This is a genomic window from Nitrosopumilus sp. b3, from assembly GCF_014078525.1.
In the GTDB taxonomy this organism is placed as follows: domain Archaea; phylum Thermoproteota; class Nitrososphaeria; order Nitrososphaerales; family Nitrosopumilaceae; genus Nitrosopumilus.
On sequence record NZ_MU078694.1, the window covers coordinates 493,604 to 519,177 of the forward strand.

Here is a 25,574-nt window from a genome sequence, read left to right on the forward strand (position 1 = left end):
ACCAAAATCACGAATAAAATTAAACAAAAATTCTATAAGTTACGAGTTCTTGGTGTTATTATGAGATTAAGTGATAAGGTTGCCATAGTTACTGGTGCATCTAGTGACATAGGCAAAGGTATTGCAAAGAGGTTTTCTGAAGAAGGAGCTAAAGTCGTTCTAGTTGCAAGAAATCTAGAAGGATTGGAAAAAGCAAGAAAAGAGATTGGAAATGAAGACTTGACAGCTTCAGTCACATGTGATTTGACTGATGAGTCACAGACCCTTCAAGCAGTAAATCAAATAATGGACACCTATGGTAAAATAGACATTTTAGTAAATAATGCGGGGGCAATTAATGACCCAGTGCACTTTCATGAAATGAAAGACTTGGAAATTAAAAAACTCATTGATGTGAATTTGCTAGGAGTATTCCACATGACAAAGGCTGTTCTTTCAAAAATGTCAGATGTGAAGAATGGCGCCATAGTAAACATTGGCTCCATATCAAGTGAAAGAGCAATACCAAGAGTACATTTGGCAGTTTATTCAGCTACCAAAGCAGCAATTTCCATGTTTACAAAATCAATTGCAGTGGAATATGCAAGAAGAAACATCAGATGCAATTGTGTGAATCCAGGAATAATCAATTCAGGAATGATCAAGCCATACTTAGATGACCCTCAGGCAAGGAAAGTTCTTGAAGAAAGATTACCTCTTGCAAGAGTTGGAGAGCCAGTAGATGTAGCAAATGCAGCACTCTATTTAGCATCAGATGAAGCAAATTGGGTAACTGGAACCATTCTAAATGTGGATGGTGGCAAGACAGCCTCAGAAGGATAATCCTTTTTCAAGTAATTTTTTTGCAAGTAGCTGTGATACTCGAAGAGGTTCTGGAACAGAGCCATGTATTGTTAAATCATTTAGAAGATGTTTAACATCATTTAATGTGCAACCTTCTCTTCTAACAAAAATATCATGAGATGTGTGCAGTGTAATTTTTTCTCTTTTACTTAATTTTTTATATTCAAGAATTTTGGATTCATATGAATTTGGGAAATGGTGTTTAAGTGCATCTTCAATTCCAAGAGAGTCATGATATGAAACTCCAATGATGGGGATTTTTAGAACATCAAATAATTTTTTGATGTCAATAATATTATACATTGAAACTATCAAGCCAGAGATCAGAACATAACTTACATCAGGCCTATCAAGTTTCTCATACATTTTTAGAATATTATTGGTAGCATCATCACCACCCAACGTTGCATTTCCAAAGACAAAATCATCAATAACAAAATCACGTCTCATTACGATTCCAGAAAAAATAGAGTTTGAAGAATTAGGTAAAAAGCTTTCAGCAATTGCAAGGCCCCTTAATCCTTTTTTTTCAAGATGGAGGGATCTCATTGTTTTTTGCCCTCAAATAAGCACGGTAACTCAATCCCGTAATCACCATTACAACTCCTGTAATTACAGACCACATTACAAAAGATGAGATTTGAGATTCATCCACAAATAATTAAAAATTTGTAACCTTCTAAAGTTTCTGTTCAAGGAAAAAATTGTATTCCGATATGGCATGAAACATCTAAATAGATTTGATGTAGACGAAAAATATGCCGGAATTCATATGTGCTGACTGTGGAAAGCGTCTTTTTCATGAAAATGAAACAACCCTAAAGGTTCAGGAAACAATACACTCAAAATTCTGCAGAAAAAGTGAAGGGGAAACACACAGTTACATGCATAGAGACCCAGCACACATGGAAACTTTTGATTCTGAAAGAGAAAACGATTCAACAGGTACTCCAGTGTTAAAGAAATAATCTTGAAGAGATTACTCAAAAATATATCCTAGCTGTTTTAGATTTAGTTTAGTTGAAAGAAGAATATCATTATGATTTAGTTGTTGTCGGAGGAGGACCAGCAGGTTCATCAGCAGCATTTACAGCTGCAAAAAATGGAGTCAAAGTTGCATTATTGGAAAAAGAAGACTCTATTGCAGAAACAGTGAGAACAAGTGGAGTCACATGGATTAAAAATATCAAAGAGTTCGGTATTCCAGATGATTGTTTTAATCCAATTAAAAATTTCTCATTTTGTTCATCAAACAACGAAGTAACAATTAGCGATTCAGTCCCACGAGCTGCTGTTTTAGATGTTAGAAAATCGTATAGATGGCTAGCTGGGCAAGCAAAAGAATCAGGGGCAGACATCTTTTTGAAAATTAATGTCAACGAGGTAATCAAAAACAATGCAGGAGATATTGTAGGAGTAAGCGGAGTTGGTCCCAATGGGAAAGTTACATTTCATTCTAAAGTAGTAATTGATGCTAGTGGATTTCCATCTACAGTTTCCAAGGCAATGGGATTTGTTACTCAATGGAAGAGATTCGGTGCGGGAGCAGAGTACGAGGCAAAAGCAGAAAATGTTGAATCAGACACATGGTGGTTAATGGTAGGGCAGAAATACTCACCTGCAGGATATGCATGGATTTTTCCATTAGGAGACAATATTGTTAGAATTGGTGTAGGAGTTGGAAAACCAGAATCAAATGTTGACCCAACTCAAAGACTCAAAGAGTTAATTGATTCAAAGATAGGCCCAATACAAAAACTAGGAAAGATAACACCAATTGAATTTCATTACGGATTAATTCCTAATGATGGTTTATCAAGAGATACTGTTTTCAATAATTTAATTTTAGTAGGAGATTCGGCAGGTCAAGCAAATCCATTAGTTTTAGAAGGAATCAGATATGCCATAAAATTTGGAAGAGTTGCCGGAAAAGTAGCATCAGATGCAATCAAATCAGGAAAAACAGACAAAGATGCATTGTATTCGTATGAAGAAAATTGGAGAAAGGCAATTGAATCAAAAATCAATTCAGCAGGTAAAGTACAAAATAGATGGATTGGACTATCAGATAAAGAATGGGATAAAGAGTTAGACATTATCAAAGAATTGAATTCAGAAGAGTTTATTGATTTTATTAAAGCAGAATTTGGATTATCAAACATGGTAAAGTTGGCAACACATCATCCAAAACTTGCAGTAAGACAGCTCTTCAATTTAGTAAAAGGCAAAAAATAATCACTTTACATTAAAAAAGTCAGTTACACGAACATCATGATATTCTAATTGTATAACATAAAGCCCAGGATCAAATGGTTCAGATATTACTTTAGAGAACAATCCTGAAGAATTGTCTTTTAGTGAAATCTCCTCTACCAGATTACCTCTCTGATCAAAAATATCAACAAACAGATCCTCTCTAAAGGCAATTGTTTTCTGAACTGCTCCAGACACTATCAATTTATCATCTTCGTAGGATGCTTCAATTACTGCAGTTCGGGAGCGAATTGGAAGATATCGCTCAATTATCAACTTTAATTCGTCAATATTTTCATCCACACTTTTAGTATCTTTGTCAAGAAAACCAGCCTTTATTTCAGTGATTATAGACGAAAATCGTGAATTACTAGCAAAATCATCACCACCAAATTTTTCTGCAAAGGATTCTAGTTCTTCAAATTCTCGAGCTAATTCAACCAAGTTCAAATCAGAGTTACTGTATTGGAAGTCAAATTCTTCTTCGACATGAACAATCTGAGTTGCCTTTGAATCCTGATACTGCAGCATTACCACATAGAGGCCAGGATCCGTAGGAGCAATCCATTGAGTGTAAAAATTACCTTGTTTTGTATCAGTGAATTTCAAACTGCTGTGAGTACTTCCATCCATATTGAAAATAGTCACGTATAGATTTTCACGTCTATCAAAAACAGATTTTTCAGTTGCACCATTTAGAATCCAGATATCTTTTTCAGGATCAAATGAAATATCATAGATGATTCGTGGGTTTTCTAAAACCAAGTACTCACTAAGATAATCCCCAATCTCAGAGATTTTTGATTCTGCATCAACAAAGTTTGCAATACTGATCAATTCATTAGCATCATCCATCATTTTGCTATATTCATCAATGTATGCAGAAAATTCACTGTTGTAAAAGGTAGACACCATGTTTGAGAAGGCATCAAGTTTTTTACGGAATTCAATACGCTTTATTTCATCTGCAGTATATCCAACATCAGAACCAAGGGGGTCATTTGCATATGCCTGTGATACATCAGTCCATTCCCCGAATAATTCCCTCACCAAAGCATCAGCTTGATCAAGGTCATTTTTTATTACAAGATCTCTTACATCATCTATTTTCTCATTAAACTTTTCTGTAAATTCAATATAATTTGGCAAGAAGCGATTCTTTGTTAAACTAAGTTCGACCAAATTTTCAAGTGATTTTGCACGCTGTAGAATATCACTTGCACGCACTTTGAATGCATCCTTATCATATGAATCCAAATCAGATTTTATTTGAGGAGCTTTCTCACTTACCCAAGTCAATAAAACTTCAATTCTGTCAATTCGCATAATTGAAGGATTGCCAGATTCCATTTGTTTGGCAGTTTCTAAAATTCTCAGAGCATTGTCAATCAAAAATAGATTTTCATAATCTGCTTGAAGCTCAGCCTTTTGTTTCATGGTTTTATATTGAAATTCTAAAAGGACTAGCGGATTTCGTTTTTCCCTTAATTCAGTCATCGATTGATCAAACTCAGATACAATTTCTAAGATCTCATCTGCAGATTCAGCATTTTCTACTCTTTCCAGGAGCAATTTCCAATCAGCTACAAGTGCAGAATCAATTCCACTTGATTGTGAAATCTCAACACTCTTGTTAATCCTTGAGGAGATATCTATTATCTGAGCCATTTGCATGATTTCAGATTCTGAATCCAAAATGCTTTGAACTGAAGTTGCCAGAGCCAAATCAGTTTCCAAATCATCCCAATCAGGCATGATCAGATTGGCCAGATCACTGTTTTCCTCAGAATCATTTGAAATGAATCTCTCAACACTATCTAGCTCTCGTAGTAAAATTGCAGCTTGGTGTAATTCTGAAACACGGGTTTTTGATTCAATTAATTCAGCAATTGATTCTTTACTCATCAAAGATGGTTTAAGAGACTCCCAATCGTTTTGAACCAGTCTATAGAGATCACTTTGTTTTCTGGATACAACATCAAGGTATCTTGATTTTGAAAGGATGTCAATTAGTTCCCCTAATTCATCAGAATAGACAGGGGCAGTTCCTCGTGCAAAAATAAATCCCACCTCATTTTTCACAGGTTTGCTCATTACAGTGTCAGATTTTTTCATCAAGTTGAGCAATGTCTCTTCTAACTCATCAAATGTGGGCGTTCTTTGATTGCTTATCTTTTCAGGATTTACATTTCTAATATCCACAAAGACATCACTTAACAAATTTATGGCTGTGGTTTTATCACCAATTTGATAGTAAAATATTGCAGCGTAGATTGCTTTATCAATGGACTTTGCGATTTCAAAAGATATTTCATCATCATCTAATAATTTTTGAACAGAATCTAGTGAAGAAGATATTGCAGGTCTAATTAAAGGATCAACATCTAGAATTAAATCATCAACAAAATATTCAGTCCATAAATTAACATAAGTAGATTCTAGATCAGATAGATTATTTGATGTTTGATTAGATATGGGTGATGCAATTTCAAACAAGCCACTAATTGATAACGCTTGATCATTTACCAATTTTTGTGCCAAAGAAATTTTTTCATCATTGTTTGGTTCAGAGAAAGTTGATGATGAAACAGTAAATGTTGTTGATTTTGAGTAATCACCATAAAATAATTTGATTTCATATTCGCCTGGAAGTCCACAAATTCTACCTTTCAGTGGAATTACATCAGTAATGAAAACTCCATTTGATAAAGGCATGAGTTGTTGGATTTGACACAAATCACCTTCAGGATTAAAAATTTGCATTATCAAAAAAGAATCATCAGTTATGCTTGCTATATTTCCATAAATGAAAAGAGGTTCGCCGCCATCATAATTTCCAAAATCATCAAGAATAGTAATCCTATCAGGGCTTTGAGCAGACGCATAGACAGGCATCAATAGTAAGGCCATTAGGCTCAAAACTACTGGAAATTTCCCCATAAAGTTACAAACCGAGATTAATCATACTTAAAACTTGAGTAGCTATGATATGTAGAAAATCCTATTCTATATAATCAAGCCATGACAACTACATTACTGTAGTTGCCAGACTTGATTTTTGGTACAGTGTTGGTATGGCTGGTATTTTTCAACATACAAATTGAATGAAATTGCTCTCTTGTGCAAAGTGCACAATTTTTACAAATCATGCTATTGGTCTTCAAGCAGTGTGAACATTTAGTATGCTCATATAATTTTCCACCACAGTTTCTGCATGATTCATCAGGCAATTCTTTTCAAACTAAAATAATTATAAATAAAATATAAGAAGCACGTATAAGTCGTTCATATCAATCATCAGTGAAACGAAAATTAAAATGAAATAAAAAATCAGCATCAGTTATGGATGGAGTAAGAAAGACTTTTGATGAATGGGCTCAAAATGGGAGGGCAGAATTAATGGAGGCAGAGCACGGAAAGAATGTTTCAAAATTTTTACAATCCATATCTTTTGAGAAACCATTTACATTTCTTGATGTAGGTTGTGGAAATGGTTGGGTAGTAAAAAAAATTTCAAAAGAGAAAAATTGTAGAAAGGCAGTAGGGATTGACAAAAGTAAGAAAATGATCATTCAGGCAAATCAAAAAAAGGATAGTGATAAAGAAGAATTTATTCATACAGATGTTGAGTCAATGAAATACAAAGGAAAATTTGATTTTATTTTCTCAATGGAATCGATTTACTATGCAGATTCAATTGATGTTGCTCTTAAGAAAATATTTAGCATGTTAAAACCAGGAGGAAGTTTTTTCTGTGGGACGGATTTTTACTCTGAAAACAAGGCTACTGCAAAATGGGCAAAAATTATGAAAATACAAATGCATTTGCATTCAAAAAAAGAATGGAAAGAGTTTTTTAAAAATACAGGATTCATAACAAAAACAAAGCAAATCAAAGATTTGAAAAGTAGGAAAAAATGGAAACGTGAATTTGGCACATTGTTCATCATAGGGACAAAGCCACAAAGGTAATACTCAAATTCGATCAAGATGTTATAATATCATGTGAGCTGGAGCACGAGACGCTGCTACGGCAGAGGAAACTCCTCCCTCCATACAGGAAATGTGATCCGGAGATGGATAATCAGAGATGATTGGCAACGGAGCAGAAAAAAATCCAATATGGCGCACTATGATGGCAAAACCTGAGGTTTCCATAAACGGAATGAAACAAGCCGCCCCACATGGAGCAAGGCCAAACAGAACTTAAAGTTCCTGTACTAGGTTCAGGTAGGCTGCAAAGCGAAATATCGTGAAAACAGAAGGAGGGTTACTCCCAGCACACATTTTTTAATTTTTAAAATTCTAACTCATAGATTGAGCATTCTCTTTACAAATTTCTGCGGCACAACCACATGATGCATCACATAGACAAGAGCCTTGCATCTCACAATCACATTCAGAGCCCATTTCAGCAGATGCAGCACAGCCACATGCTGCCTCTTCACGACTAGCCAATGTTGGAGGAGGGGTTGTTGTTTCTTGAGGTGCTGTGTCTTCATAAACACTTCTAGTTTGTTGATAATCAGTTTCATCTTTTAATTGGGCCTCACCTCTATTGGTTTGATAACCTCCAGATGATGCACTGGTTTGATAACCAACTAATCTACTAGGATCAATTCCTTGTTGACCAACTTTTTCGTTTTTAAGAGATCTACTACTTACAAAGAAAAATGCAATTCCTGCAACTGCAGCTAGTCCTGCCATTCCATATACTATGAAAATTGGAAAATCACCAGTAGATGTTGTACCATAACCTTCAGGGGTTGTTGGAGTGACACCTGCAATTTCAAGACCATCCAAAACATCCAAAGCACCAAATCCAATTAAAGATAAGTTAGCTGTGTCTGAAGATTGTACACTTCTAATAACATATCTTTCATCAGCATTAATTTCTGCTGTAAATACTCTTTCTACTTGTCTTCCTTCTCTAATACTACTTTCACCCATAGTCCAAGTAGAGACGACAAATCCCGAAATAGATTCATCCAATCCAAATGTTCCAGCATCTACATTGATACCAGTAGGATCAAACAAAAAGTGCCAATTAGTAATTGGCTGTTCTAAAATAAAGTCAGCATTGATTACAGGTCTATGAAGAACTTCTTCGGCTTCAGTTCCAGAGATCACATTAAAAACTTCAGGTTCTTGGTCTCTTAGCATGTTAATTGGGATATTGATTTCAACACCATCAATGTTAATTTCGTCATTTACAGTCATACCTCTCCATCCTAAATCTACCAATGATCTTTGAGAATCTTGGGTAATCACATAACCAGAAAGAGTTCCTTCAAGAAGGACTTTGTAATCTATTGATGTGTTGATATTTCTTCCTTTAAGAAAGAATTCATAGGCCACATTCAAGTCGGAAATTTTTGCATGACTTCCATCATCAGATAATTTTTGATTTAATTTATTCATTAATTCTCGAACTCCAGGGTTTGAAGAATCTGCAACTCCAGAAACAGTCCATTCTTTTCCTTGGAGTTCATCAAAGAGTTGTCCACCGTTAGGATATTCAATAAAGACAGTTTTTAGATAATGCATTGAAAATGGAGATTCATCAGCATTTGGATTTATTCGTGCATCTAATTGTGCAGCCCATGCAGGACTAGAAGTTCCAAATACAACAAGACCCACAAGTAAAACTGTTAAAATTACAGCCCTAGACACGAGTAAAATTCACAAAATAACAGTAATAAACCTATCCTAAATTTTCTGATCGCATTTTTTTGAAAAAGTAATATGAGGTAATATAACAAATCTTGATAGTTTTAGGGGAAAATGGAATGATCACAGTATTAGCAGGAGGAACAGGTTCAGTCAAATTAGTTAGAGGGCTAGTTGCTCAAGAATCCAAAGTCAATGTGATTAGCAATGTTGGAGATAATTATTGGCTTTATGGTCTCTATGTTTGCCCAGATATCGACACTATCGTTTACGGTTTAGCAGATTTACTTGATCAAGAAAGAGGTTGGGGAATGAAGAAAGATACTTTCAACTTTTTGCGTCAAATGGAAGTTTTTGGAGAAGAGACATGGTTCAGAGTGGGAGACAGAGATGCTGCAACACATTTGATTAGAACAAATATGTTAAAAAATGGAAAAAATCTTAGCGACATCACAAAATGGATGTGTGAGAAATTTGCAGTAAGTGCCAACATCATCCCAGTTACAGATAACAGTATTGAAACAAGAATTACAACGGACAAAGGAGAATTACACTTACAAGAATATTGGGTAAAGCACAGAGGTAAAGATCCAGTTTTAGGAATTCAATATATCGGAGCCGATAAGGCACGTCCAAACCCTGAAGCAGTGAATGCCATCCATGATGCAGATATGGTAATTTTGGCTCCAGGAAATCCACTAACATCGATTGGTCCAATGCTACAGATTAAAGGAATTAGAAAAGAATTATCAAAAATCAAGAAAAAAGTTGTTGCAGTGAGTCCTCTGATTGGGGAGAATGCAATTAGTGGGCCTGCAGCAAAATACATGCAAGCAGCAGGAATTGAATCAAATGCTTATGGATTAGCAAAAATGTATTCAGATGTATGTTCCAACATAATATTAGATACGAAAGACAGATTACTTACAAAGAAAATTCAAAGTTTGGATATGAGAGTTTTTGAAACTAAAATAACTATGAAAAATAAATTAGCTGAAGACGCATTAGCAAATTTCATTTTAAAACAAGTCCACGTTTAATTTGAAAATAGCTGCAATAATTCCTGTAAAAACTTTCTCTAAAGCAAAGACACGTTTAGATTTATCTCCAGAAAAAATTGAAAATTTGTGTGAGGTTATGCTAGAAGAAATTCTGCACACAATTTCAATCTCACCTCATATTGATAAAACAGTAATCGTAACAAAAGAAGAAAAAGCAATAGAGATTGGAAAAAAATTCAAGGCAGTTGTCTTGATTGATGAAAAAGAAGAGAGTGTAAATAACGCAGTAGCAATTGCAGACAAATATCTTTTAGAAAACAATTTTGATGCATCCATTGTTTTTCCTCAAGACATTCCATACATCAAAACACAGGACATTGATTTTATGCTAAACTACAAGTCACCTCCAAATTTTGCAATAATTATTCCCTCAAGAAGATTTGATGGGACAAATGCCCTTGCAAGAATGCCTATCGATTTAATGGAAACCCATTATGATGAGGACAGTTATAAAATTCATATGAATACTGCAAAAGAGCACACCCTAAATGTTGCAATGGTTTTTGTTAAAAGAATAATGTGGGATGTAGACAATATGGAAGATTTGAGATTTTTACTAGAACAAAAAGACAAGCCACATATTACTGAAAAAATTAAAAAAATTTTAGAAATCAACTGAATTGCAGTTTTAGTAAGATCAAAAAAATCAAGATTGGGATCACCAACAAACTTATAAACTATAATTTAGAAAATCTTAAATAGTATCATAAAAGGTTTTGTGAGATATAAAGATGGTTAAAAATGTAAATCCAAAAGACAAATGCCCAAGATGTGGGCAAGGAACAGTTGTCACTGATGCCAATACAGGAGAGAATTTTTGTGGTAAATGTGGATTTGTAATTACTGATAAAGTTGAAGAGTCAGGGCCAGAATGGAGATCATTTTCAAATGAAGGTGAAAACAAGAGTAGGGCAGGAGTTCCAACATCACTTGCAATGCACGATATGGGATTAGCCACTGTAATCAACCCACAAAACCGTGATGCAACAGGAAAGCCATTGACTGCTTCGATGAAGAGTACTATCGAGAGACTAAGAACTTGGGATAGCAGAAGTCAAGTTCACGAGCCAGTTGATAGAAATTTCAGACAGGCATTTAGTGAATTAGACAGATTAAAAGACAAACTTGCAGTAGGAGACGCAGTAATTGAAAAAGCAGCATACATTTACAGAAAAGCTCTAGAGAAAGGCTTGGTCAGAGGACGTTCAATTTCAGCGCTAATCGCATCAGCACTTTATGCTGCATGCAGAGATACAGAAACCCCACGAACTCTAAAAGACATCGGTCAAGCAAGTAACATCAAAAGAAAAGACATTGCAAGATGTTATAGGCTATTACTGAGAGAATTGAATTTAAAAATGCCAGTAGTAGATCCGATAAAATGTATTTCAAGAATTGCAAGTAAGGCAGGACTGTCAGAGAAAACAAAAAGAAAGGCAACTAAAATTTTGCAAACAGCAGAAGAAAACAAAATTTCTGCAGGAAAGGATCCAATGGGATTAGCTGCTGCTGCACTTTATGTAGCATGTGTCACAAATGGGGAAAACAAAACACAAAGAGATGTTGCAGAAGCTGCAGGAGTGACCGAAGTCACAATCAGAAATAGATACAAAGGTTTGAAAGTAGCACTAAATCTTTAATGCAGATTCGTTTTTAGAATAAAAACGATTTACAAATAAAATTGAAATTGAGATAATCCCAGATATCAGTAACAATATTTCTAATGAAGACATTAGTGGGTAAGAAAAGGCATCCTCAATAGTGATGAAGTTTAATTGTGAAATAAAATTTGCATAAGAGAAGACAAAATAATTCATAGCCCAATGAATCAATAGAGATGCCACAAACCCATATCTTAGATAAACCCAACCTAGTATAACGCCACTGGCAGCAGCTTGTGCAAATTTTCCTTCAGTCCAAGATTCTGCAAATGCAATATGTGCAAATCCAAAAAAGACGCCTACAAATGCAATTAGCAAAAATGCTTTTTTGTAATCGTATATTCGAAGTGTGTTTGGATTCCATAGACATTTGATAAAATATCTGAGAGATGATTTGTGAGAATATAAGGCAAACAGCGGGATGCCAATCAAGATTAGGCGAAACCCAAATTCTTCAATCAAAGGCGCAAGTGAGACATAAAAAAACTGAATTAGATAATTGTCATCTAGAGGAGGCACAGTTACTATGCCGAATGCCTCCTGAACGTAATTAATTACTGCAGAAATCAGGATTAAGATTGAGAACCATTTTGTAATTCCAATCATATAGTTTGTTGTCGTATTGAATTTTCCAAAAGAGATGATGGGTGAAAGTGATTTTAAAAATCCATGTTTTGGACCTAAAATTGCAATTGTAAATAACGTAGCATAAAAAATCCATAAAACAACAAATGCATCTCCAAGGGTTACATCAAGGGGTGCTTGATAAAATTCTGTACCTTCAAAAATAGCCAAATATGTTAGAGGGTATTCAAAATTAATATCATCACCAATGTTACTTTCAAATACAATATAGATTCCCATTGGGAATGAAACAAGTAACAAACCAAGAATGATTGATTGTAATGCAGTAAACGGGATTCCAAGGAATTGAAGAATTCTATTGGGATGTTCCAATGTATTCTAATGTAATTCTATAGTATCTGCAGCAAATCCCAAATTAATCAAAGTGTCTTTGATACTGTCTCTATGATCACCCTGTAAAAAGATGTAACCCTCTTTGGCAGTTCCCCCACAAGCATATTTGTTTTTGAGTTCTTTGGCAACAGTTTCTAAATTATTTAGTTTTGGATCTAGTCCTTCAATCATAGTACCTTTTTTCTTAAATCTTCTAGTTTCTAATCGGATAATGATTTTAGTGCTATCTTTGGCAAGTTCACCGCATGCACACAAGTCTTCTGGTAGACCACAAGTATTACAAATTACTGCCATTCGTTCGAAATAAATTCAATATTACGCACTATTAAGCCTTGTTTGAATTAATCATACAAATTAAAAATAAACGGATTTTTTAGATAGAAAATCAATGAATAGTAATGTCCAAAGATCTTACAAAAAAAGCTGCTGAAATGCTGTTAAATGGGGCGACATTACTTGGAGATCCTTGTCCATATTGTAAAGGAGTCAGAGTGATGAAAGAAGGACACGCATTATGCATCAATTGCGGACGCGAGCCAGAAAAAAAAGAGATCATGTCAGATAAAACATCTCAGAAAGAAAAATCAGGACTAGAAGAAACTCTTGAAAGGAAGTTGCAAATACTCTCAAAAGAACTCGAGGCAGAAACAAACCATGAAAAAGAGCAGGAAATTCTAAAATCACTCAATTCAGTGCTAGAAACATTAGAAAAAATTAAAGGAAAACAATAAAGTTTTTATGTAAAAATCCGGATGTCGAGGTATAATGAGTAGTAACAAGAAATCAGCACCACTGCCAGCATCAAGTGGCGGATTAATGAGATTCTTTGAAGATGAAACAAAAGGTTTCAAAATAGATCCAAGAATCGTAGTATCCATTCCAATTAGCTTAATTGTAGTTTCATGGGTAATCGATCTTTTCCTAGCTCCGTGAAAAAACAATGGAACAAGAATCAGACGATGTTTCAAATATACACAATAGGTTTTCCCTTACTCTAGTTAATCCATCATCACATTATTTTTCATTAGTTGTTTCATTAGTAGTAGCCTCAGTAATGGTTCTTGCAACATATTTTGGTTACTTGAGTGAGTTAGGTTTTGAACAAAATTGGTACAGACTACCAATTGTTCTAGGAGTTTTAGTTGTAACTCAGTTACTAGACACTAGATTCTCAAAGAAAAAAGAATTTTCAAAGTCACTGCATTCATCGCTTTTTGGAAACATGTTATGGACAGTAACAATACTGATGGGCCTACTATCAAGTGTTGTTTTAGCAAAAGAGATAGAATTATTCTTCATTGTTTTCGGAGTATTGCTTTTTGCAAGTTTCAGAATAGGGATTTACACTACAACACTTGGAGCAAGTCTCAAAAAAGCTTGGGCAATTTGCTTCATACAGCCATTAGCAATGTATTTTGTGTTAATCCCACAAGACATGTGGTTCTCAATACTTTACGAACCTATTGGATTAGCTTATGGAATATCATTTATGATAATTGCCAGTGTATGGTCAGTTCTTACAGATAGAGCTGGAAGACCAGGAATGGAGAGCACACATAAAACAATTCAAGCATATCTTGCATCACAGGGAAATGATTTTGAAGATGCCGAGAAATTAATGGAGCAGCGCTCAAGTCAAGCCAAAGTCACCACATCACAATTAAGATTATCATCACCTAACGGAAAAACAGATTTCAGAATGGTGTTGCCAGAAATTCATCCTGGACCATATCATCCAGTAGGAGGAAGTAACATCCCATATCTAATTTACAAAAATTTATCATCAACTGCAATGGTCATGCACAGCATTTCTGATCATTCATTGAATTTACCATCAAGAAATGAAGTGGAAAATTATTTAAAAAAAATAGAAGACAGCAAAGTCAAAGAAGAGGGACTACATTGCACTGAGCCTGTAACAGTACAAATAAACAAAGCAAGAGTAATAGGATTACTTTTTGGCAACAACCCGTTATTGTTTTTGTCTTTATCACCACACGGTATGGAAGACATCCCAAGCTACATGAAAACAGAAATTGAGCAATATGCAAAGAATAGAAATTATGCAAGAACTATGATAGTGGATTGCCATAATGCAATGGGTCAAGAGATTTCAAAAGAAGATGGTGAAGACATGCTAAAAGCTGCAAAGTCTTGTTTGGATTCCCTTATTACAAAAGAGAGTCACCCAATTGAATTCGGATATGCCAATTCTGATGACATGGATGTGTGGACAGAAGATTTAGGGATGGGAGGGTTAGGAATTGTATGTCTGGTAATAAATGAAAAAAAATTCTTTCTTGGATGGGCAGATGCAAATAACATGGAAAACGGCATCAGAGAGAAGGTCATAGATAATTTTTCAAAAAGAGGCTACAACCTGTTAGAAATTTGTACATCAGACACTCACTATGCCCCAGTAAAAGCTAGAAACAGAAATGGGTACTATCAGCTAGGGTTAATCACGAGTGCAGACAAACTTTCAAAGTGGTTTTTACAGATTGCCAAGAGTGCTGAATCAGAAACAACGACTGCAAAATTTGAAATTTTAGAAAATGAGGCAAATGTCAAAGTTATGGGGCAGGGAATATACGAAGATTATTCTAAAGCACTAGACAATTCATTGAAAATTACCAAAGCATTTGTCATTGGAGGAGTAGTGTTTTTCATAACTAGTCTGTTTCTATAGTCTTCATCTGATCAATGTTTCCATAAAATTCATCAATGAATGAAGAAAATTGAAAGATTGGAACTATTGGAACGTTCTCAATGAAATTTATTTTATCCTGATATAAGGTGACAATTACAGGAACGGCCATCGACCCAGGGGTTTTTTCTACATAGTGTTTTGTTCTCTCAATTTGTTTTTTGACTGCAGTTTGTAATGCAGAAGAACTATATCGCTTCCAATGTTTGCAATCAATTAAAATTGCAATACCCAATCTAATTCCAATTACATCAATTTCCATACGTGGTTTTGTAAGAATCATATTTTTTATGACTGCAAAATTTTTAGACGATAGAATTTCCCCTGTTAAACCTTCAAAATCCTTCCAGTCAACCGCAGCAGAAATTTCATCTATAGGGTATCCCTTTTCAAGTAACTTGACTGCAATTTTTAATTTATCACCATCTTCAAAATAATAATTTTCATCTTTTTTTGTACCAATGTAATTTTTTCTAAATTCTTCAAGGATTGTTTTAGAATCAGCAAGATTCATTTTTGTAACAGCTGAGAAATCTTCAACAGATACACCACCTTGAATAATTCCACTTAATCCATGTACCATTTTAGGATAAATTTTCAACTTTATTTTTTGATTCATGGAGTGATATAGGTTTTAAGAACTATTAACTGGAAGTTATTATGATATAGATTTTATTACAAGCCTTTGAAAATAAGAGCATGAAAAAATTGCTAGTTATACTGCTAGCTCTTTCAATTGCAACTTTAATGTATAATGAAGTATTTGCAGAAAAAAATACATTTTTTGATTCAGTAAAATTCATTCAATATTTAGATGAAAATACAGCATTAGAAGAAGTAAGGAACGGAAATCTTGATGTTTACTATTATAGAATTTCATCAGACAGATTAGAAAATCTTCAATCAAGAGAAGGATTACAGGTTTTTGATTCCACAGGCGGATCATATAGCATATTAGTAAATCCTGCAGAATCTGAAAAATTTAATCCATTTTCAAATAGAGACATTAGATTTGCATTGAATTATTTGATGGATAGGAAATTAATTGTTAATGAATTGATGGGAGGGTACGGATCACCAATTATTTCATATTACAGTCCATCAGATCCAGAATATCTTACCATAATCAAGCAGTTAGAGTCATTTAATTTTAAATACAATCCTACTCTTGCAAATGAAATCATCACCAATGTTCTAGAAGAGAATGGGGCTGAAAAGATTGATGGAAAGTGGCAAATTTCAAGCATGCCAATAGAAATTACAATTTTTATTAGAAGTGATGATCCAGTTAGAAAATCAATCGGAGAAATTTTATCAGTTGAACTTGAAAAAATCGGATTTACAGTCAAAAAAGATTTTGGAGATTTGAATAAAGCATTTGTTGTAGTGTATGGCTCAAATCCTTCAGATTTGAAATGGAGTTTGTATACTGAAGGATGGGCACGCTCTGCATTTGTAAGGTATGATTCAGTAGGATTAGGACAGATGTACTCTCCTTGGTTTTCAAACATGCCAGGATTCAATGATTTATCATATTGGAATTATGAAAATGACAAGTTAGATTCTTTAACTCAGAAAATTTACACGGGAGATTTTGAATCATCAGAGAAAAGATCAGAGTTAATTCAAGAAGCAGTTATCGAAGGGGTTAATGAATCGGTTAGAGTTTTTTTGGCAAGCAAAGTTGATCAATACGTTGCAAATGAGAAAGTTTCAGGGATTGTAAATGACTTTGGTGCAGGGGTACCAAGTAGATTCACACCAATTAATGCTAAAAGTAGCAGTGATGAATTTGTAATTGGAGTCAAGCAAATCTATCAAGGTGCGTGGAATCCAGTTATGGGTTTAACTGATAGCTATAGCAGACACATTTGGGGCATCATATCAGATCCTGGAACATTCAAGCATCCATTTACTGGCGAGACAATTCCAGTCAGAGCAGAGTGGAGAGTTGAAACTGCAGGGCCTAATGACAAATTAGACATCCCATTTGAATCAAAAATATGGAATCCAGTTTTGCAACAATGGGCTAATGTAAAAGTAGATTCTCAGGCAATAAGCAAAATAATATTTGATTTTGAATTTAGCAATTGGCACAATGGGCAAAAAATGGACATGAATGATATTCTTCATTCATTATATTTTACCATAGAATGGGGCACACAAACAGATGAAAATGACAGAACATTTGATACAGAGTTTACACCAAGAGCTGCTCAGAGTATTCAGACTATCAAAGGAGTAAATGTGATTGATGAAGATACAATTGAGATTTACGTAGATTATTGGCATTTTGATGAAGGAGAGATTGCAGAATGGGCATTATTATGGAGCTCAATGCCATGGGAGATTTACGCTGCAATGGAAGAAGCAGTAATGGATGGGAAAGCGTCATTTTCAAGATCAGGCGCTACAAGTAAAAATGTAAACTGGCTATCATTAATTATTCCAAACGATGCAAATACTATCAAAAGTTATTTGCAGGAATTCAAAAATACGAACCACATTCCAAATGCTTTAAAAGATTATAGAGATACAGTATATTTTGAAAACAGATATGATTATTCAATCAAATGGATTGAAAACAACAATCATGCAGTGATTAGCAACGGTCCATTTTATCTTGAATCGTATTCACCAGAATCAAGAACAATAACAGTGAGGGAATTCAAGGATGAATCATATCCATTTAAAATTGGAAAGTGGGAGCAGTTTGAAAATGCAAAGTTTCCTAAAATCAAAAAAGTAGATATTAAAAACACATTACAAAAAAGTGCAGAACTTAACGTGGATATAAAAGCAGAAAATTCAGACAGCATTCTTTACTTTTTAACAAATAGTAATGGAGAAATGATATCATCAAAAACAATTGAACTAGATGATGAAAGCATCACAATCACAATTCCCTCAGAGACTACAAAAGATTTTGGAATGGGTGCAAACAACATCAAAATATTTGCGATTTCAAACTCGGTGTTAAAACCTGATTTTTATGAATCAAGTTTTATTGTAACAGAAAAAGGGGAGAGATTACCTTCAAGTATTCCTAGTGACAAAGTTTTTGTAGAAAATGAATCAAATGTTTGGTTTTGGATAATTCCAGTAGTTATTTTTCTAAGTATAATTTTCTTAAAAAAGAGGTATCAAGCCAAACCATAATCCTTTAGGATCAAGTCTATCTGAGATTCGTTTTCAAGTTTAGAGTACTCATCAAAGAGATTTTTATTTAATTCATAAAATGTATGGCCCCATTTGAATTTGTTAAGTAGTTCCAAACCTTGTTCTTTTTCTCCCAGAATTATTAACGATGCAGATAATGCTTCAGCAGTAGTAAGCTTGTTGAGTTTTGAATAATTTACTGGATTACCTGCAAGCAAAGGAGGGAGTTTTCTCTTTATTCCATTAAATTTTTTTGAAAAAGCTTGATCTGCAAGATTCCATGAACAATCAATACCAATTATAGAATTTATCAGGAATTTATCTTTGGGAAGAAGTGTCTTTTCTGAGAACGGATCTAAGACTAGCCCTTTAGTACCAATTTTTTTGATGTTTTGAGCAAGACCGAATTTGACCATTTTAGCAGCTGTGCATTTTTTTGGATCATCCTGATAAAACATTAACACCTGTAATTTCACTTTAATCAGTTATACAGTAGAGAGTATTTTGAATTTACTCTAGAGTTTTGTATGTGATTTTGTAATAGAAACGAGAGGCTTGATCATCTTTGATAATCTCAACATTCCAATTTGCATCAGACAAAAATGCATCTGAAGACTCAGGCAGGATGCTAAATTTTTCCAATCGTACATCAGGACCGCTGTACCTTACATTCAAAGACATCCCATCAACTTCAACAACATCATAGATTTGGCCAGGTTTGCGTGTAGATTCACTCACAAGACAATCAGCATCAGTCCCAATTATGCAAACTCCAGATTCACTTGAAACTTTGAGATTGACATTTGATTCATCTCCTCTAGTAGGGGTAATCAAAGAACCGGAAATAACACGTGGTGCAACTGTTTGGTCATTTACAGTTTTTTCAGCAGTGAAAATAGAAATTGCGTCTTCAGAAAGTCTATTTTCTTTCTCAATTAGCGTATCTAATGTTGGAGTTTTTGGTTTTTCAACTACATTGAATTTAATGGATTTTGCTTCAAAATCAGCATCAACTAATGCTTCGTATGAGCCAATTGCTGATGGAGATGAAGGAATAGTGAATTGGTATGTAAAGGTACCAGAAGAACTAGGGCGTATTGTAGTTACAGGGCCATGACTTTTACCACAAATAAAAGAGCCACATGTTATTTCACTTCCTGTTTTCTTAGCAACACTCACTTCAAACTTCTCAAGATAAATTAGCTTGTTTGGTTTTCCAGAAATTTCTACAACATCGCCTGGATAATATTCAGATTTGCCAGTGAATAGTAAAAGGGATAATGGAGCATCAACTCCAAAAGTGAAATCATTTACAACTGAAAATGTTGTTTCAGTTCTAGTATTTGCATATGTTGCTTTTACAGTATAACTTCCTTCAGCAAATATTGTTGCAGGGAGTTCGAAAAGACTTGTAAAGTCACCACCTTGGGATGGATAAACAGATGATTCATGAATTTGTTTATATGGGAATTTTCCATCAACAACCTTGATTGAGACTCGCTCAGGAACCACAAGCCCTTGTCCACTATCACCTTGAGTACGTTTAATGATATTACCAACAACTTTTAGTTTTTCACCAGCCTTGTATAATGATTTTTCAGTTGTTACAAAGATAGGGGTTTTTGACAGTGTGTCATTTTCAGGATCAGGAGATACTTTGAAGAAAAGAACTTTACTTTCAGAAGCTGTGGATACTTTAATTTTATAGATTCCAAAATTAGATTTTTTAACATCTCTTTCCTTGTCATCAATCTTTAGATTTTGAGTTTTTTCTGCAATCGGAGTTTTCCAGTCAAATGAAAATCTTTGATCATCAATTACTGCACCAAAATCACTTCTAGAACCATCAGGTTTTGTAATTGAAATTACTGGAAACTTGTCAGCAAGAGGAGGAAAAATTCCAGTAAGACGAACTGTTTCACCCAAACCATAGACTTCTTTGTCAAGTGAGAGAATTGCACCATCTTTCAAATCAAGGGAATTTGCAGTTTCAAAACTAGTAGAAGCTGATAGACCTTCATACTTTGCTTGAACAGTATATTTTCCTTCAGAGAAAATGAGTTTGCTCAACTCAGTTGTAACAGTAAAAATTCCAGAGGATTCAGGAATTGCAGTAAAATCATACCCTATTGAAACACCACTTGTAGATAGTTTTCCTGCGTCAGAAGAACCGATAATTTGTAATGGTTTGCCATCTTCTGTCAAGATCGTAACTTTAACAGGTGCAGTTTCAAAACTTGCACGAGAAACAGTATTTGCTATTTGTCCTGTGATTATGATTTTTTTATCTAAACCAAATTCATAGAGAGTTTTATCAGTGAATACTGTAAGAGGGACATTTGATTTTACATATGTGGATGGATCTTTTACAACCTGAATGAATTTTGTTGCAGAGCCAATATCTTTACTGACCTTTATAGAGTAGCCGCCCAATCGTGTGTCGCTTTGTGGAATTTTAAATGAATATTTGAATTTACTATCACCGTCTAATCTTACAACATCGAGGATTTTCAGTGTAGACCCCCCACCAGTAGATCCACCCAAAGAAAGATTCTTGGTCTGAACAATTTCTAAATCAAATGAATCAACCCATTTGTCATTTAATCTTCCAGTAATGTTTACAGTTTCACCAAGTCCATAGACTTCTTTGTCAGTCCATAGTGAAATTGGCACATTTTCTTTGACATCCTTATTTACATCAAAATAAATCAAGGCAGATTTATCAAAATATTCAGCATACACCTCATATGTCCCATAGACAGGGTTTACAGTAGTCAAAAACAAACTGGTTGAAAATTTATCTTTTGTAGGGTATAGATTACCACTTGAAACAACTTTCCCCTGAGGATCTTTTACAGTTAATTTCATTCCTTCAAATGGAATTGTTTCTGAAGTAACTCCAGTTATTGAAACAAGTTGTCCTGGAATGTATTGTGATTTATCAGTAATAATACTTAGAGAAGAATCATCTTTAGTTTTTTGCTCCAATAACTCATATCCCACAGAAAAATTTGTTTTGGCACTTGCACCAGCATAGAAAACAGATACAGTGTATTCACCTTCTTTGATTCCCAGAACTTGATGTAAGTTGAGTGTTGTTTTGTATTTGAGATTCAAATCAGGGTATAGTTTTAGAGATTGAAAATAATTTGGGCCTGAAATTTCTACTTTAATTGGTTCTGATTGGAAAAATGGTTTTACGATAAAAACTTCTTTTGATACACTACCAGTTATTGTAGCAGTTTGGCCAAACAAATATGATGACTTGTCAGTGGACGCAGTTACAGTGACTTCATCAGATGCTTTAGTTTCTAAAATCTTTCCATTTGATGAACCGGCAGTGGAAGTTGCAAACTTCCAATCATCAGAACTATCAAAATCATATCCATCAAAGAGTCGCTGCCAAGATTTAAAGTCATTTTGAATATCGGCAATTAGCGGAGTCTTATCAACTACAACTCCATTCTTGTCTCTTAATTCCACCATTTCATTTGAATCAGTAAACCAGACACTTTGATAAGAATATGTTAAAAATTGGCCAGGTTTAATTATGGTTCCATCAGGTATTGTCATTGTTTTTTTGAGAACTGTAGTTGATGCAATTTTCCAACCACCCAAATCAACATCAGAGTTTGTTGGATTGTAAATTTCCACCCATTCAGAGATTGATGTTGCATCATTTCCAGGCGGATTGATATCCACTTCATTAATCACAACATGCTCTGAATTTGTTTGAGCATATACCGGAACAATAATTCCTGCAAGTAAGACCAATGATAAAACTAGAGATAGATTACGAATCATTGTTGTTTCCTAATTTGATTGAATATAGGACTCTTTTTAGAATGAAATTGAGGAAAAGTTGAGCTTGTTGTTAAAGTCATATATCTTAAAAACATGAATTTTTTTGGGATTTATCTCTATTAAGGCAAACGTAGGAATTATTCTTTGGAATAGTCACAATTAGGGCATTTTTTATTAAAAACTTGAGAACCACACTCCATACAAATTCCCTCACCCACATCTTTTTGGATTGATTGCTTTCGTTTCCCAACATACACCTTGATTCCAAAATACATGAGAATCACAATAATTGCAGCATATACTGGAGCCATAAACGGAATAAGCCCTATCATAAATAGCAAAAGCCCTACAATTAGCAGGATATCACGGCGCTCAAATTTCAATAAAAAAACACCTCAAAGAATTCATAAAAACATGCCGGAGCTCAGAGCCAATTAGTTTACTTCATTTCAAAGTCAATTCTCTAACTCTTCTTCATCGCTCGGCAAAGAGTAAAGGTAATGATTTGATAATAAGATAATGATTCTGGTGGGATCGGCGAAATTTGAATTCGCGACCTCTGCGTCCCAAACGCAGAATCATACCAAGCTAGACCACGATCCCAGCGAATTTCCAAAGTAGCCCAATTTAAGCTTCACAGATATGAGGTTTCAGGGTAAAAATTATTCCCAAACTAAAAATCATGCAGGAACAGATTTGAAATAAAGAAAAATAAGAAAAAAGAGGTTTGTTTTATGTGAACGTTAGTTCCAATTGCGGAATGTTTGCCTGAGTTTCTCGTGCTGCAATGTTGATTCTACCTGAAGAGTCCTCATCACTTTTCATGATTACCCAACCATAGTTTGGAGTACCATCAAGATAAGCCATGATGTCTTTAGTAACATCAAACTCTATCCATTTTCCAGATATGTCATTTGAGATAACTACCGTATCAGTAACAGTTGCCATAAAGCTACCACCATCCCAATTTTCACATGCATTCTCATCAGAGCAATCCCATGTTACACCCTTTTGTGTTCCAACAAAATTTGCAAATGGTGCATTAGAACCGACTCCTTCTTGCCATGGTTCAGTTAAACTACGAACCGTAACTGATTGACCTTCTTGCCATCGTCCATCATTGTCAACTACAAAAATTTTCAGTTTTGCAGAGTCCAGTGTTTTATCACCTAGGGCAGTTCCCAATTGTGCTTCATCAAAACCAACTAGGACTCTGTTATTTGTTGGACCAGAACCCATGACACGCAAGACTTCGCTTGCTCCTTCATTTGATTGCTGTAATCCTTCTCTAACAAAGCTGTCTTTTGATGAAAAGAGAATGGCAGAATTTTCAGTGAATTGAATGTCAGATACAGAAGTCTTTACTGCTCGGAATGCCGAGAAGCTATCAGTGTTTGTTCCCATCATTTGTGAATCAAAACCTTGGCTTTGTTGAATAAATATTCCAGTAGGGAATGATGCAGATGAAGGATCAAAACACAATCCAGTGTTGCAAAGCATTTCGTAGTTTTTATCAGAAAGCAAAGACGACGTGAATCCATTACCTAGCATAAAAAAAGTCATGCCAGAAAAGACCACGCCAGCTATTACCATCACACTTAGAAGTTTAATTCCAGAATGCTCAGTTGTCGTCAGCGTTTTCATTACTTTATGATATACTATCGTATTAGTATAGACTTGTTTGTAATCTGATTACACACATTTTTCAAATGTATTGTAAAACCAAGATATTCAGAATGTGTTTTGAGAACATACAAAAATAATTGATGAAAATATTAAAGATTAATTTTGAGATGCAATGAATGATGCATCAACAATTCCATATCCATATTCATTTAGATTGTTACCTTGTGATGAATTGGGTCTTGCATTTTGTTCAATTTCATTCAATAATTGCTCAGGAGACAATTCAGAGTTTGAGTCAATCATAAGTGCAACAATTCCTGCAACATGTGGAGTAGTAGCCGATGTTCCATAAAACAAGTTGCCACCATATGCAATTGTAGTGACACCGTTTGGACCTACAACACTTGGAACTGATTTACCATTATTTGTAGGGCCATGGGAACTAAATGATTCCAATTTTCCATCCATGCTGTTTACTGCTCCAACTACAATGACACCTTTAGCGTCAGCTGGGACTACGACACTACCTGAGGATACAGGATATTCTATACTGTTGTTAACTGAAAATAACTCCATAGTGGAGTGTTTTGGTACGTCTGATGGGGATTTTAGTTCACCCACATAAGATATTCCCAAAGCATACAATCCGGCCATTTGTGGCATAAAGAATACGCTTTCAGTTTTTTCAGAGTCTGAGGTCTGAGTGTTTGCAGAATAATCTACAATTTGACCCAATGGATCTACAAGTACCAAATCAAAGTCAGATGAGTCACCCATTCCATCATTCCAGTTTAGATAAATCATGATTGGGACTTTATTGTTAATTTGAGATTCAGAAACTGATAGAGATAGCCCTTCATCACTTTCTGCAAACTCATGCCATGAATTTAGATCACTATCAGAGAAAGAACCTTCCCAGTGTTTTTCTGCAAAGTTTCCTGATGGTACAATTACAGAGATTCCATGATTAATTGCTTCTTCAACTTTTTTAGTTATATGACTGGAACCATCAGTTGGCAAGTTTGGCCATCCTGCTGCCATTGCAATTACATCTACATTATTTGCAATTGCCTCATCAATTGCACGTCCAAATTCAACATCCGTGTTCATCTCATATAGATAAAGTCCAGAGTTTGGAGCAACATCAGATATGATTTCAGCAACTGCTGTTCCGTGACTTTGACTTTCGCCTTGTTCAATAGATTGGAGAACCATAGAGTTTTCAAAGGAATTTCTAAATGATTTAAAATCTACAATGTTATCAGAGATTTTTGGATTTTCAGTATCAAATACAATATCAAGTACTGCAACTTTTACATCTTCACCTGTAATTCCAGAACCGTGAACAATGTCCACATTAGTTGAGAATACTCCTTCTGAAACGGGGTATTTATCAGAGTTGGATGTGCGAATAATTGATTTGTCATTAGGGGAATCGTTTGCGTTGGCAGAATCAGAGTTTGATGAACTTTTTACTACTGATTTGTCATTTGATGAATCGTTTGATCTTGCATTACTTAGTTGAACAATGTCAGAATTTTTTTCATCTCGTTCTGTTTTTGTAACTTGGGTATAATCAGAGTCTTCTGAAAATGAGTTTGTATTTGAAGTGGTAGAGTCTGAAGTACGTGTGTATGTAGTCTTTGAGTCAGATGTACGTGTGTATGTAGTCTTTGAGTCTGAAGTGGTAGAGTCTGAAGTGGTAGAGTCTGAAGTGGTAGAGTCTGAAGTGGTAGAGTCTGAAGTGGTAGAGTCTGAAGTGGCAGAGTCTGAAGTGGCAGAGTCTGAAGTGGCAGAGTCTGAAGTGGCAGA

Annotated in this window: 22 protein-coding genes, 1 tRNA gene and 1 other RNA gene; 12 read left to right on the top strand and 12 right to left on the bottom strand. The window is 34.8% G+C overall.

Features of this window, described 5'->3' with window-relative positions; translation table 11 throughout:
- Nucleotides 1–60: 60 nt before the first annotated feature.
- The gene (locus C6990_RS05065) at nt 61–822 is read left to right on the top strand and encodes an SDR family NAD(P)-dependent oxidoreductase (RefSeq protein WP_182128997.1); all 762 of its coding nucleotides are present in this window, start codon (nt 61–63) and stop codon (nt 820–822) included.
- On the opposite strand, the gene C6990_RS05070 is transcribed toward C6990_RS05065, so the two are convergent.
- On the bottom strand, nt 811–1,392 hold the full coding sequence (locus C6990_RS05070) for an endonuclease dU (RefSeq protein WP_182128999.1): 582 nt from the start codon (nt 1,390–1,392) through the stop codon (nt 811–813). The two genes, C6990_RS05065 and C6990_RS05070, sit on opposite strands and share 12 nt — an antisense overlap.
- 209 nt (nt 1,393–1,601) lie before the next feature.
- Here C6990_RS05070 and C6990_RS05075 point away from each other — a divergent pair, with 209 nt between their 5' ends.
- Together C6990_RS05075 and C6990_RS05080 are read left to right on the top strand one after the other, a co-directional pair.
- Nucleotides 1,602–1,811: a hypothetical protein gene (locus tag C6990_RS05075; RefSeq protein WP_182129001.1), complete on the top strand. Its 210-nt coding sequence runs from the start codon at nt 1,602–1,604 to the stop codon at nt 1,809–1,811.
- 52 nt (nt 1,812–1,863) lie between these two features.
- The gene (locus tag C6990_RS05080; RefSeq protein ID WP_182129003.1) at nt 1,864–3,078 is read left to right on the top strand and encodes an NAD(P)/FAD-dependent oxidoreductase; all 1,215 of its coding nucleotides are present in this window, start codon (nt 1,864–1,866) and stop codon (nt 3,076–3,078) included.
- On the opposite strand, the gene C6990_RS05085 is transcribed toward C6990_RS05080, so the two are convergent.
- The gene (locus tag C6990_RS05085; protein WP_255465221.1) at nt 3,079–6,036 is read right to left on the bottom strand and encodes a hypothetical protein; all 2,958 of its coding nucleotides are present in this window, start codon (nt 6,034–6,036) and stop codon (nt 3,079–3,081) included.
- Nucleotides 6,037–6,438: 402 nt separating this feature from the next.
- Here C6990_RS05085 and C6990_RS05090 point away from each other — a divergent pair, with 402 nt between their 5' ends.
- Both C6990_RS05090 and rnpB read left to right on the top strand, forming a co-directional pair.
- Nucleotides 6,439–7,068 carry a class I SAM-dependent methyltransferase gene (locus C6990_RS05090; RefSeq protein WP_182129005.1) on the top strand — a complete coding sequence of 210 codons (630 nt, stop codon included), beginning with the start codon at nt 6,439–6,441 and terminating at the stop codon, nt 7,066–7,068.
- Nucleotides 7,069–7,101: 33 nt separating this feature from the next.
- Nucleotides 7,102–7,381, top strand: an RNA gene (rnpB, locus tag C6990_RS05095) — RNase P RNA component.
- Nucleotides 7,382–7,401: 20 nt separating this feature from the next.
- Here the strand turns inward: rnpB and C6990_RS05100 are convergent.
- Nucleotides 7,402–8,769: a hypothetical protein gene (locus tag C6990_RS05100; protein WP_182129007.1), complete on the bottom strand. Its 1,368-nt coding sequence runs from the start codon at nt 8,767–8,769 to the stop codon at nt 7,402–7,404.
- Nucleotides 8,770–8,885: 116 nt separating this feature from the next.
- Here C6990_RS05100 and cofD point away from each other — a divergent pair, with 116 nt between their 5' ends.
- The 3 genes from cofD to C6990_RS05115 all read left to right on the top strand — a co-directional run bounded on the left by cofD (nt 8,886) and on the right by C6990_RS05115 (nt 11,467).
- Nucleotides 8,886–9,806 (top strand): 2-phospho-L-lactate transferase, encoded by a 921-nt coding sequence (gene cofD / locus C6990_RS05105; RefSeq protein WP_182129009.1) that lies wholly within the window; start codon nt 8,886–8,888, stop codon nt 9,804–9,806.
- Between the two features lies 1 nt (nt 9,807).
- On the top strand, nt 9,808–10,446 hold the full coding sequence (gene cofC, locus C6990_RS05110) for a 2-phospho-L-lactate guanylyltransferase (protein ID WP_182129011.1): 639 nt from the start codon (nt 9,808–9,810) through the stop codon (nt 10,444–10,446).
- Nucleotides 10,447–10,558: 112 nt separating this feature from the next.
- Nucleotides 10,559–11,467, top strand: a complete 909-nt coding sequence (locus tag C6990_RS05115; protein WP_182129013.1) for a transcription initiation factor IIB — start codon at nt 10,559–10,561, stop codon at nt 11,465–11,467.
- Here the strand turns inward: C6990_RS05115 and C6990_RS05120 are convergent.
- Together C6990_RS05120 and yciH are read right to left on the bottom strand one after the other, a co-directional pair.
- Nucleotides 11,456–12,445 (bottom strand): CPBP family intramembrane glutamic endopeptidase, encoded by a 990-nt coding sequence (locus C6990_RS05120; protein ID WP_182129015.1) that lies wholly within the window; start codon nt 12,443–12,445, stop codon nt 11,456–11,458. The genes C6990_RS05115 and C6990_RS05120 overlap by 12 nt on opposite strands.
- Before the next feature lie 6 nt (nt 12,446–12,451).
- A complete protein-coding gene (yciH, locus tag C6990_RS05125; RefSeq protein ID WP_048116686.1) occupies nt 12,452–12,760 on the bottom strand; it encodes a stress response translation initiation inhibitor YciH in 309 nt (102 codons plus the stop codon).
- Between the two features lie 104 nt (nt 12,761–12,864).
- Here yciH and C6990_RS05130 point away from each other — a divergent pair, with 104 nt between their 5' ends.
- The 3 genes from C6990_RS05130 to C6990_RS05140 are packed head-to-tail and all read left to right on the top strand — an operon-like array spanning nt 12,865 to nt 15,155.
- Complete coding sequence (locus C6990_RS05130) at nt 12,865–13,197, top strand: Sjogren's syndrome/scleroderma autoantigen 1 family protein (RefSeq protein WP_182129017.1); 333 nt, start codon at nt 12,865–12,867, stop codon at nt 13,195–13,197.
- A 34-nt stretch (nt 13,198–13,231) separates the two neighbouring features.
- On the top strand, nt 13,232–13,399 hold the full coding sequence (locus tag C6990_RS05135; protein ID WP_082051996.1) for a preprotein translocase subunit Sec61beta: 168 nt from the start codon (nt 13,232–13,234) through the stop codon (nt 13,397–13,399).
- A 7-nt stretch (nt 13,400–13,406) separates the two neighbouring features.
- Nucleotides 13,407–15,155, top strand: coding sequence for a DUF2070 family protein (locus C6990_RS05140; RefSeq protein ID WP_182129019.1), 1,749 nt, complete (start codon nt 13,407–13,409; stop codon nt 15,153–15,155).
- Here C6990_RS05140 and C6990_RS05145 read toward each other — a convergent pair.
- Nucleotides 15,139–15,792, bottom strand: coding sequence for a hypothetical protein (locus C6990_RS05145; protein WP_182129021.1), 654 nt, complete (start codon nt 15,790–15,792; stop codon nt 15,139–15,141). The two genes, C6990_RS05140 and C6990_RS05145, sit on opposite strands and share 17 nt — an antisense overlap.
- A gap of 80 nt (nt 15,793–15,872) precedes the next feature.
- Between C6990_RS05145 and C6990_RS05150 the strand changes: the two genes are divergently transcribed.
- Entirely contained in the window at nt 15,873–18,332 is a 2,460-nt protein-coding gene (locus tag C6990_RS05150) for an ABC transporter substrate-binding protein (protein WP_182129023.1), read from the top strand.
- On the opposite strand, the gene C6990_RS05155 is transcribed toward C6990_RS05150, so the two are convergent.
- From C6990_RS05155 to C6990_RS05180, 6 genes are all read right to left on the bottom strand, one after another.
- Nucleotides 18,317–18,808 carry a DUF367 family protein gene (locus C6990_RS05155; RefSeq protein ID WP_182129025.1) on the bottom strand — a complete coding sequence of 164 codons (492 nt, stop codon included), beginning with the start codon at nt 18,806–18,808 and terminating at the stop codon, nt 18,317–18,319. The genes C6990_RS05150 and C6990_RS05155 overlap by 16 nt on opposite strands.
- A 34-nt stretch (nt 18,809–18,842) precedes the next feature.
- The gene (locus tag C6990_RS05160; protein ID WP_182129027.1) at nt 18,843–22,136 is read right to left on the bottom strand and encodes a lamin tail domain-containing protein; all 3,294 of its coding nucleotides are present in this window, start codon (nt 22,134–22,136) and stop codon (nt 18,843–18,845) included.
- Nucleotides 22,137–22,273: 137 nt separating this feature from the next.
- Nucleotides 22,274–22,519, bottom strand: a complete 246-nt coding sequence (locus C6990_RS05165; protein ID WP_255465225.1) for a hypothetical protein — start codon at nt 22,517–22,519, stop codon at nt 22,274–22,276.
- A 143-nt stretch (nt 22,520–22,662) separates the two neighbouring features.
- Nucleotides 22,663–22,739: transfer RNA gene (locus tag C6990_RS05170), tRNA-Pro, on the bottom strand.
- A 129-nt stretch (nt 22,740–22,868) separates the two neighbouring features.
- On the bottom strand, nt 22,869–23,780 hold the full coding sequence (locus tag C6990_RS05175) for a DNRLRE domain-containing protein (RefSeq protein WP_182129029.1): 912 nt from the start codon (nt 23,778–23,780) through the stop codon (nt 22,869–22,871).
- A gap of 138 nt (nt 23,781–23,918) precedes the next feature.
- A partial coding sequence (locus C6990_RS05180; protein WP_182129031.1) for a S8 family serine peptidase occupies nt 23,919–25,574 on the bottom strand: 1,656 nt, incomplete at its 5' end.

Bases quoted from the DNA above. Each gene is read 5' to 3' on its own strand.
- C6990_RS05140 (WP_182129019.1), top strand. From the start codon at position 13,407: ATGGAACAAGAATCAGACGATGTTTCAAATATACACAATAGGTTTTCC.
- C6990_RS05135 (WP_082051996.1), top strand. From the start codon at position 13,232: ATGAGTAGTAACAAGAAATCAGCACCACTGCCAGCATCAAGTGGCGGA.
- C6990_RS05160 (WP_182129027.1), bottom strand. From the start codon at position 22,136: ATGATTCGTAATCTATCTCTAGTTTTATCATTGGTCTTACTTGCAGGA.
- C6990_RS05145 (WP_182129021.1), bottom strand. From the start codon at position 15,792: ATGAATCAAAAAATAAAGTTGAAAATTTATCCTAAAATGGTACATGGA.
- cofD (WP_182129009.1), top strand. From the start codon at position 8,886: ATGATCACAGTATTAGCAGGAGGAACAGGTTCAGTCAAATTAGTTAGA.
- C6990_RS05115 (WP_182129013.1), top strand. From the start codon at position 10,559: ATGGTTAAAAATGTAAATCCAAAAGACAAATGCCCAAGATGTGGGCAA.
- C6990_RS05070 (WP_182128999.1), bottom strand. From the start codon at position 1,392: ATGAGATCCCTCCATCTTGAAAAAAAAGGATTAAGGGGCCTTGCAATT.
- C6990_RS05130 (WP_182129017.1), top strand. From the start codon at position 12,865: ATGTCCAAAGATCTTACAAAAAAAGCTGCTGAAATGCTGTTAAATGGG.
- C6990_RS05065 (WP_182128997.1), top strand. From the start codon at position 61: ATGAGATTAAGTGATAAGGTTGCCATAGTTACTGGTGCATCTAGTGAC.
- C6990_RS05175 (WP_182129029.1), bottom strand. From the start codon at position 23,780: ATGAAAACGCTGACGACAACTGAGCATTCTGGAATTAAACTTCTAAGT.
- C6990_RS05085 (WP_255465221.1), bottom strand. From the start codon at position 6,036: ATGGGGAAATTTCCAGTAGTTTTGAGCCTAATGGCCTTACTATTGATG.
- yciH (WP_048116686.1), bottom strand. From the start codon at position 12,760: ATGGCAGTAATTTGTAATACTTGTGGTCTACCAGAAGACTTGTGTGCA.
- C6990_RS05090 (WP_182129005.1), top strand. From the start codon at position 6,439: ATGGATGGAGTAAGAAAGACTTTTGATGAATGGGCTCAAAATGGGAGG.
- C6990_RS05075 (WP_182129001.1), top strand. From the start codon at position 1,602: ATGCCGGAATTCATATGTGCTGACTGTGGAAAGCGTCTTTTTCATGAA.
- C6990_RS05150 (WP_182129023.1), top strand. From the start codon at position 15,873: ATGAAAAAATTGCTAGTTATACTGCTAGCTCTTTCAATTGCAACTTTA.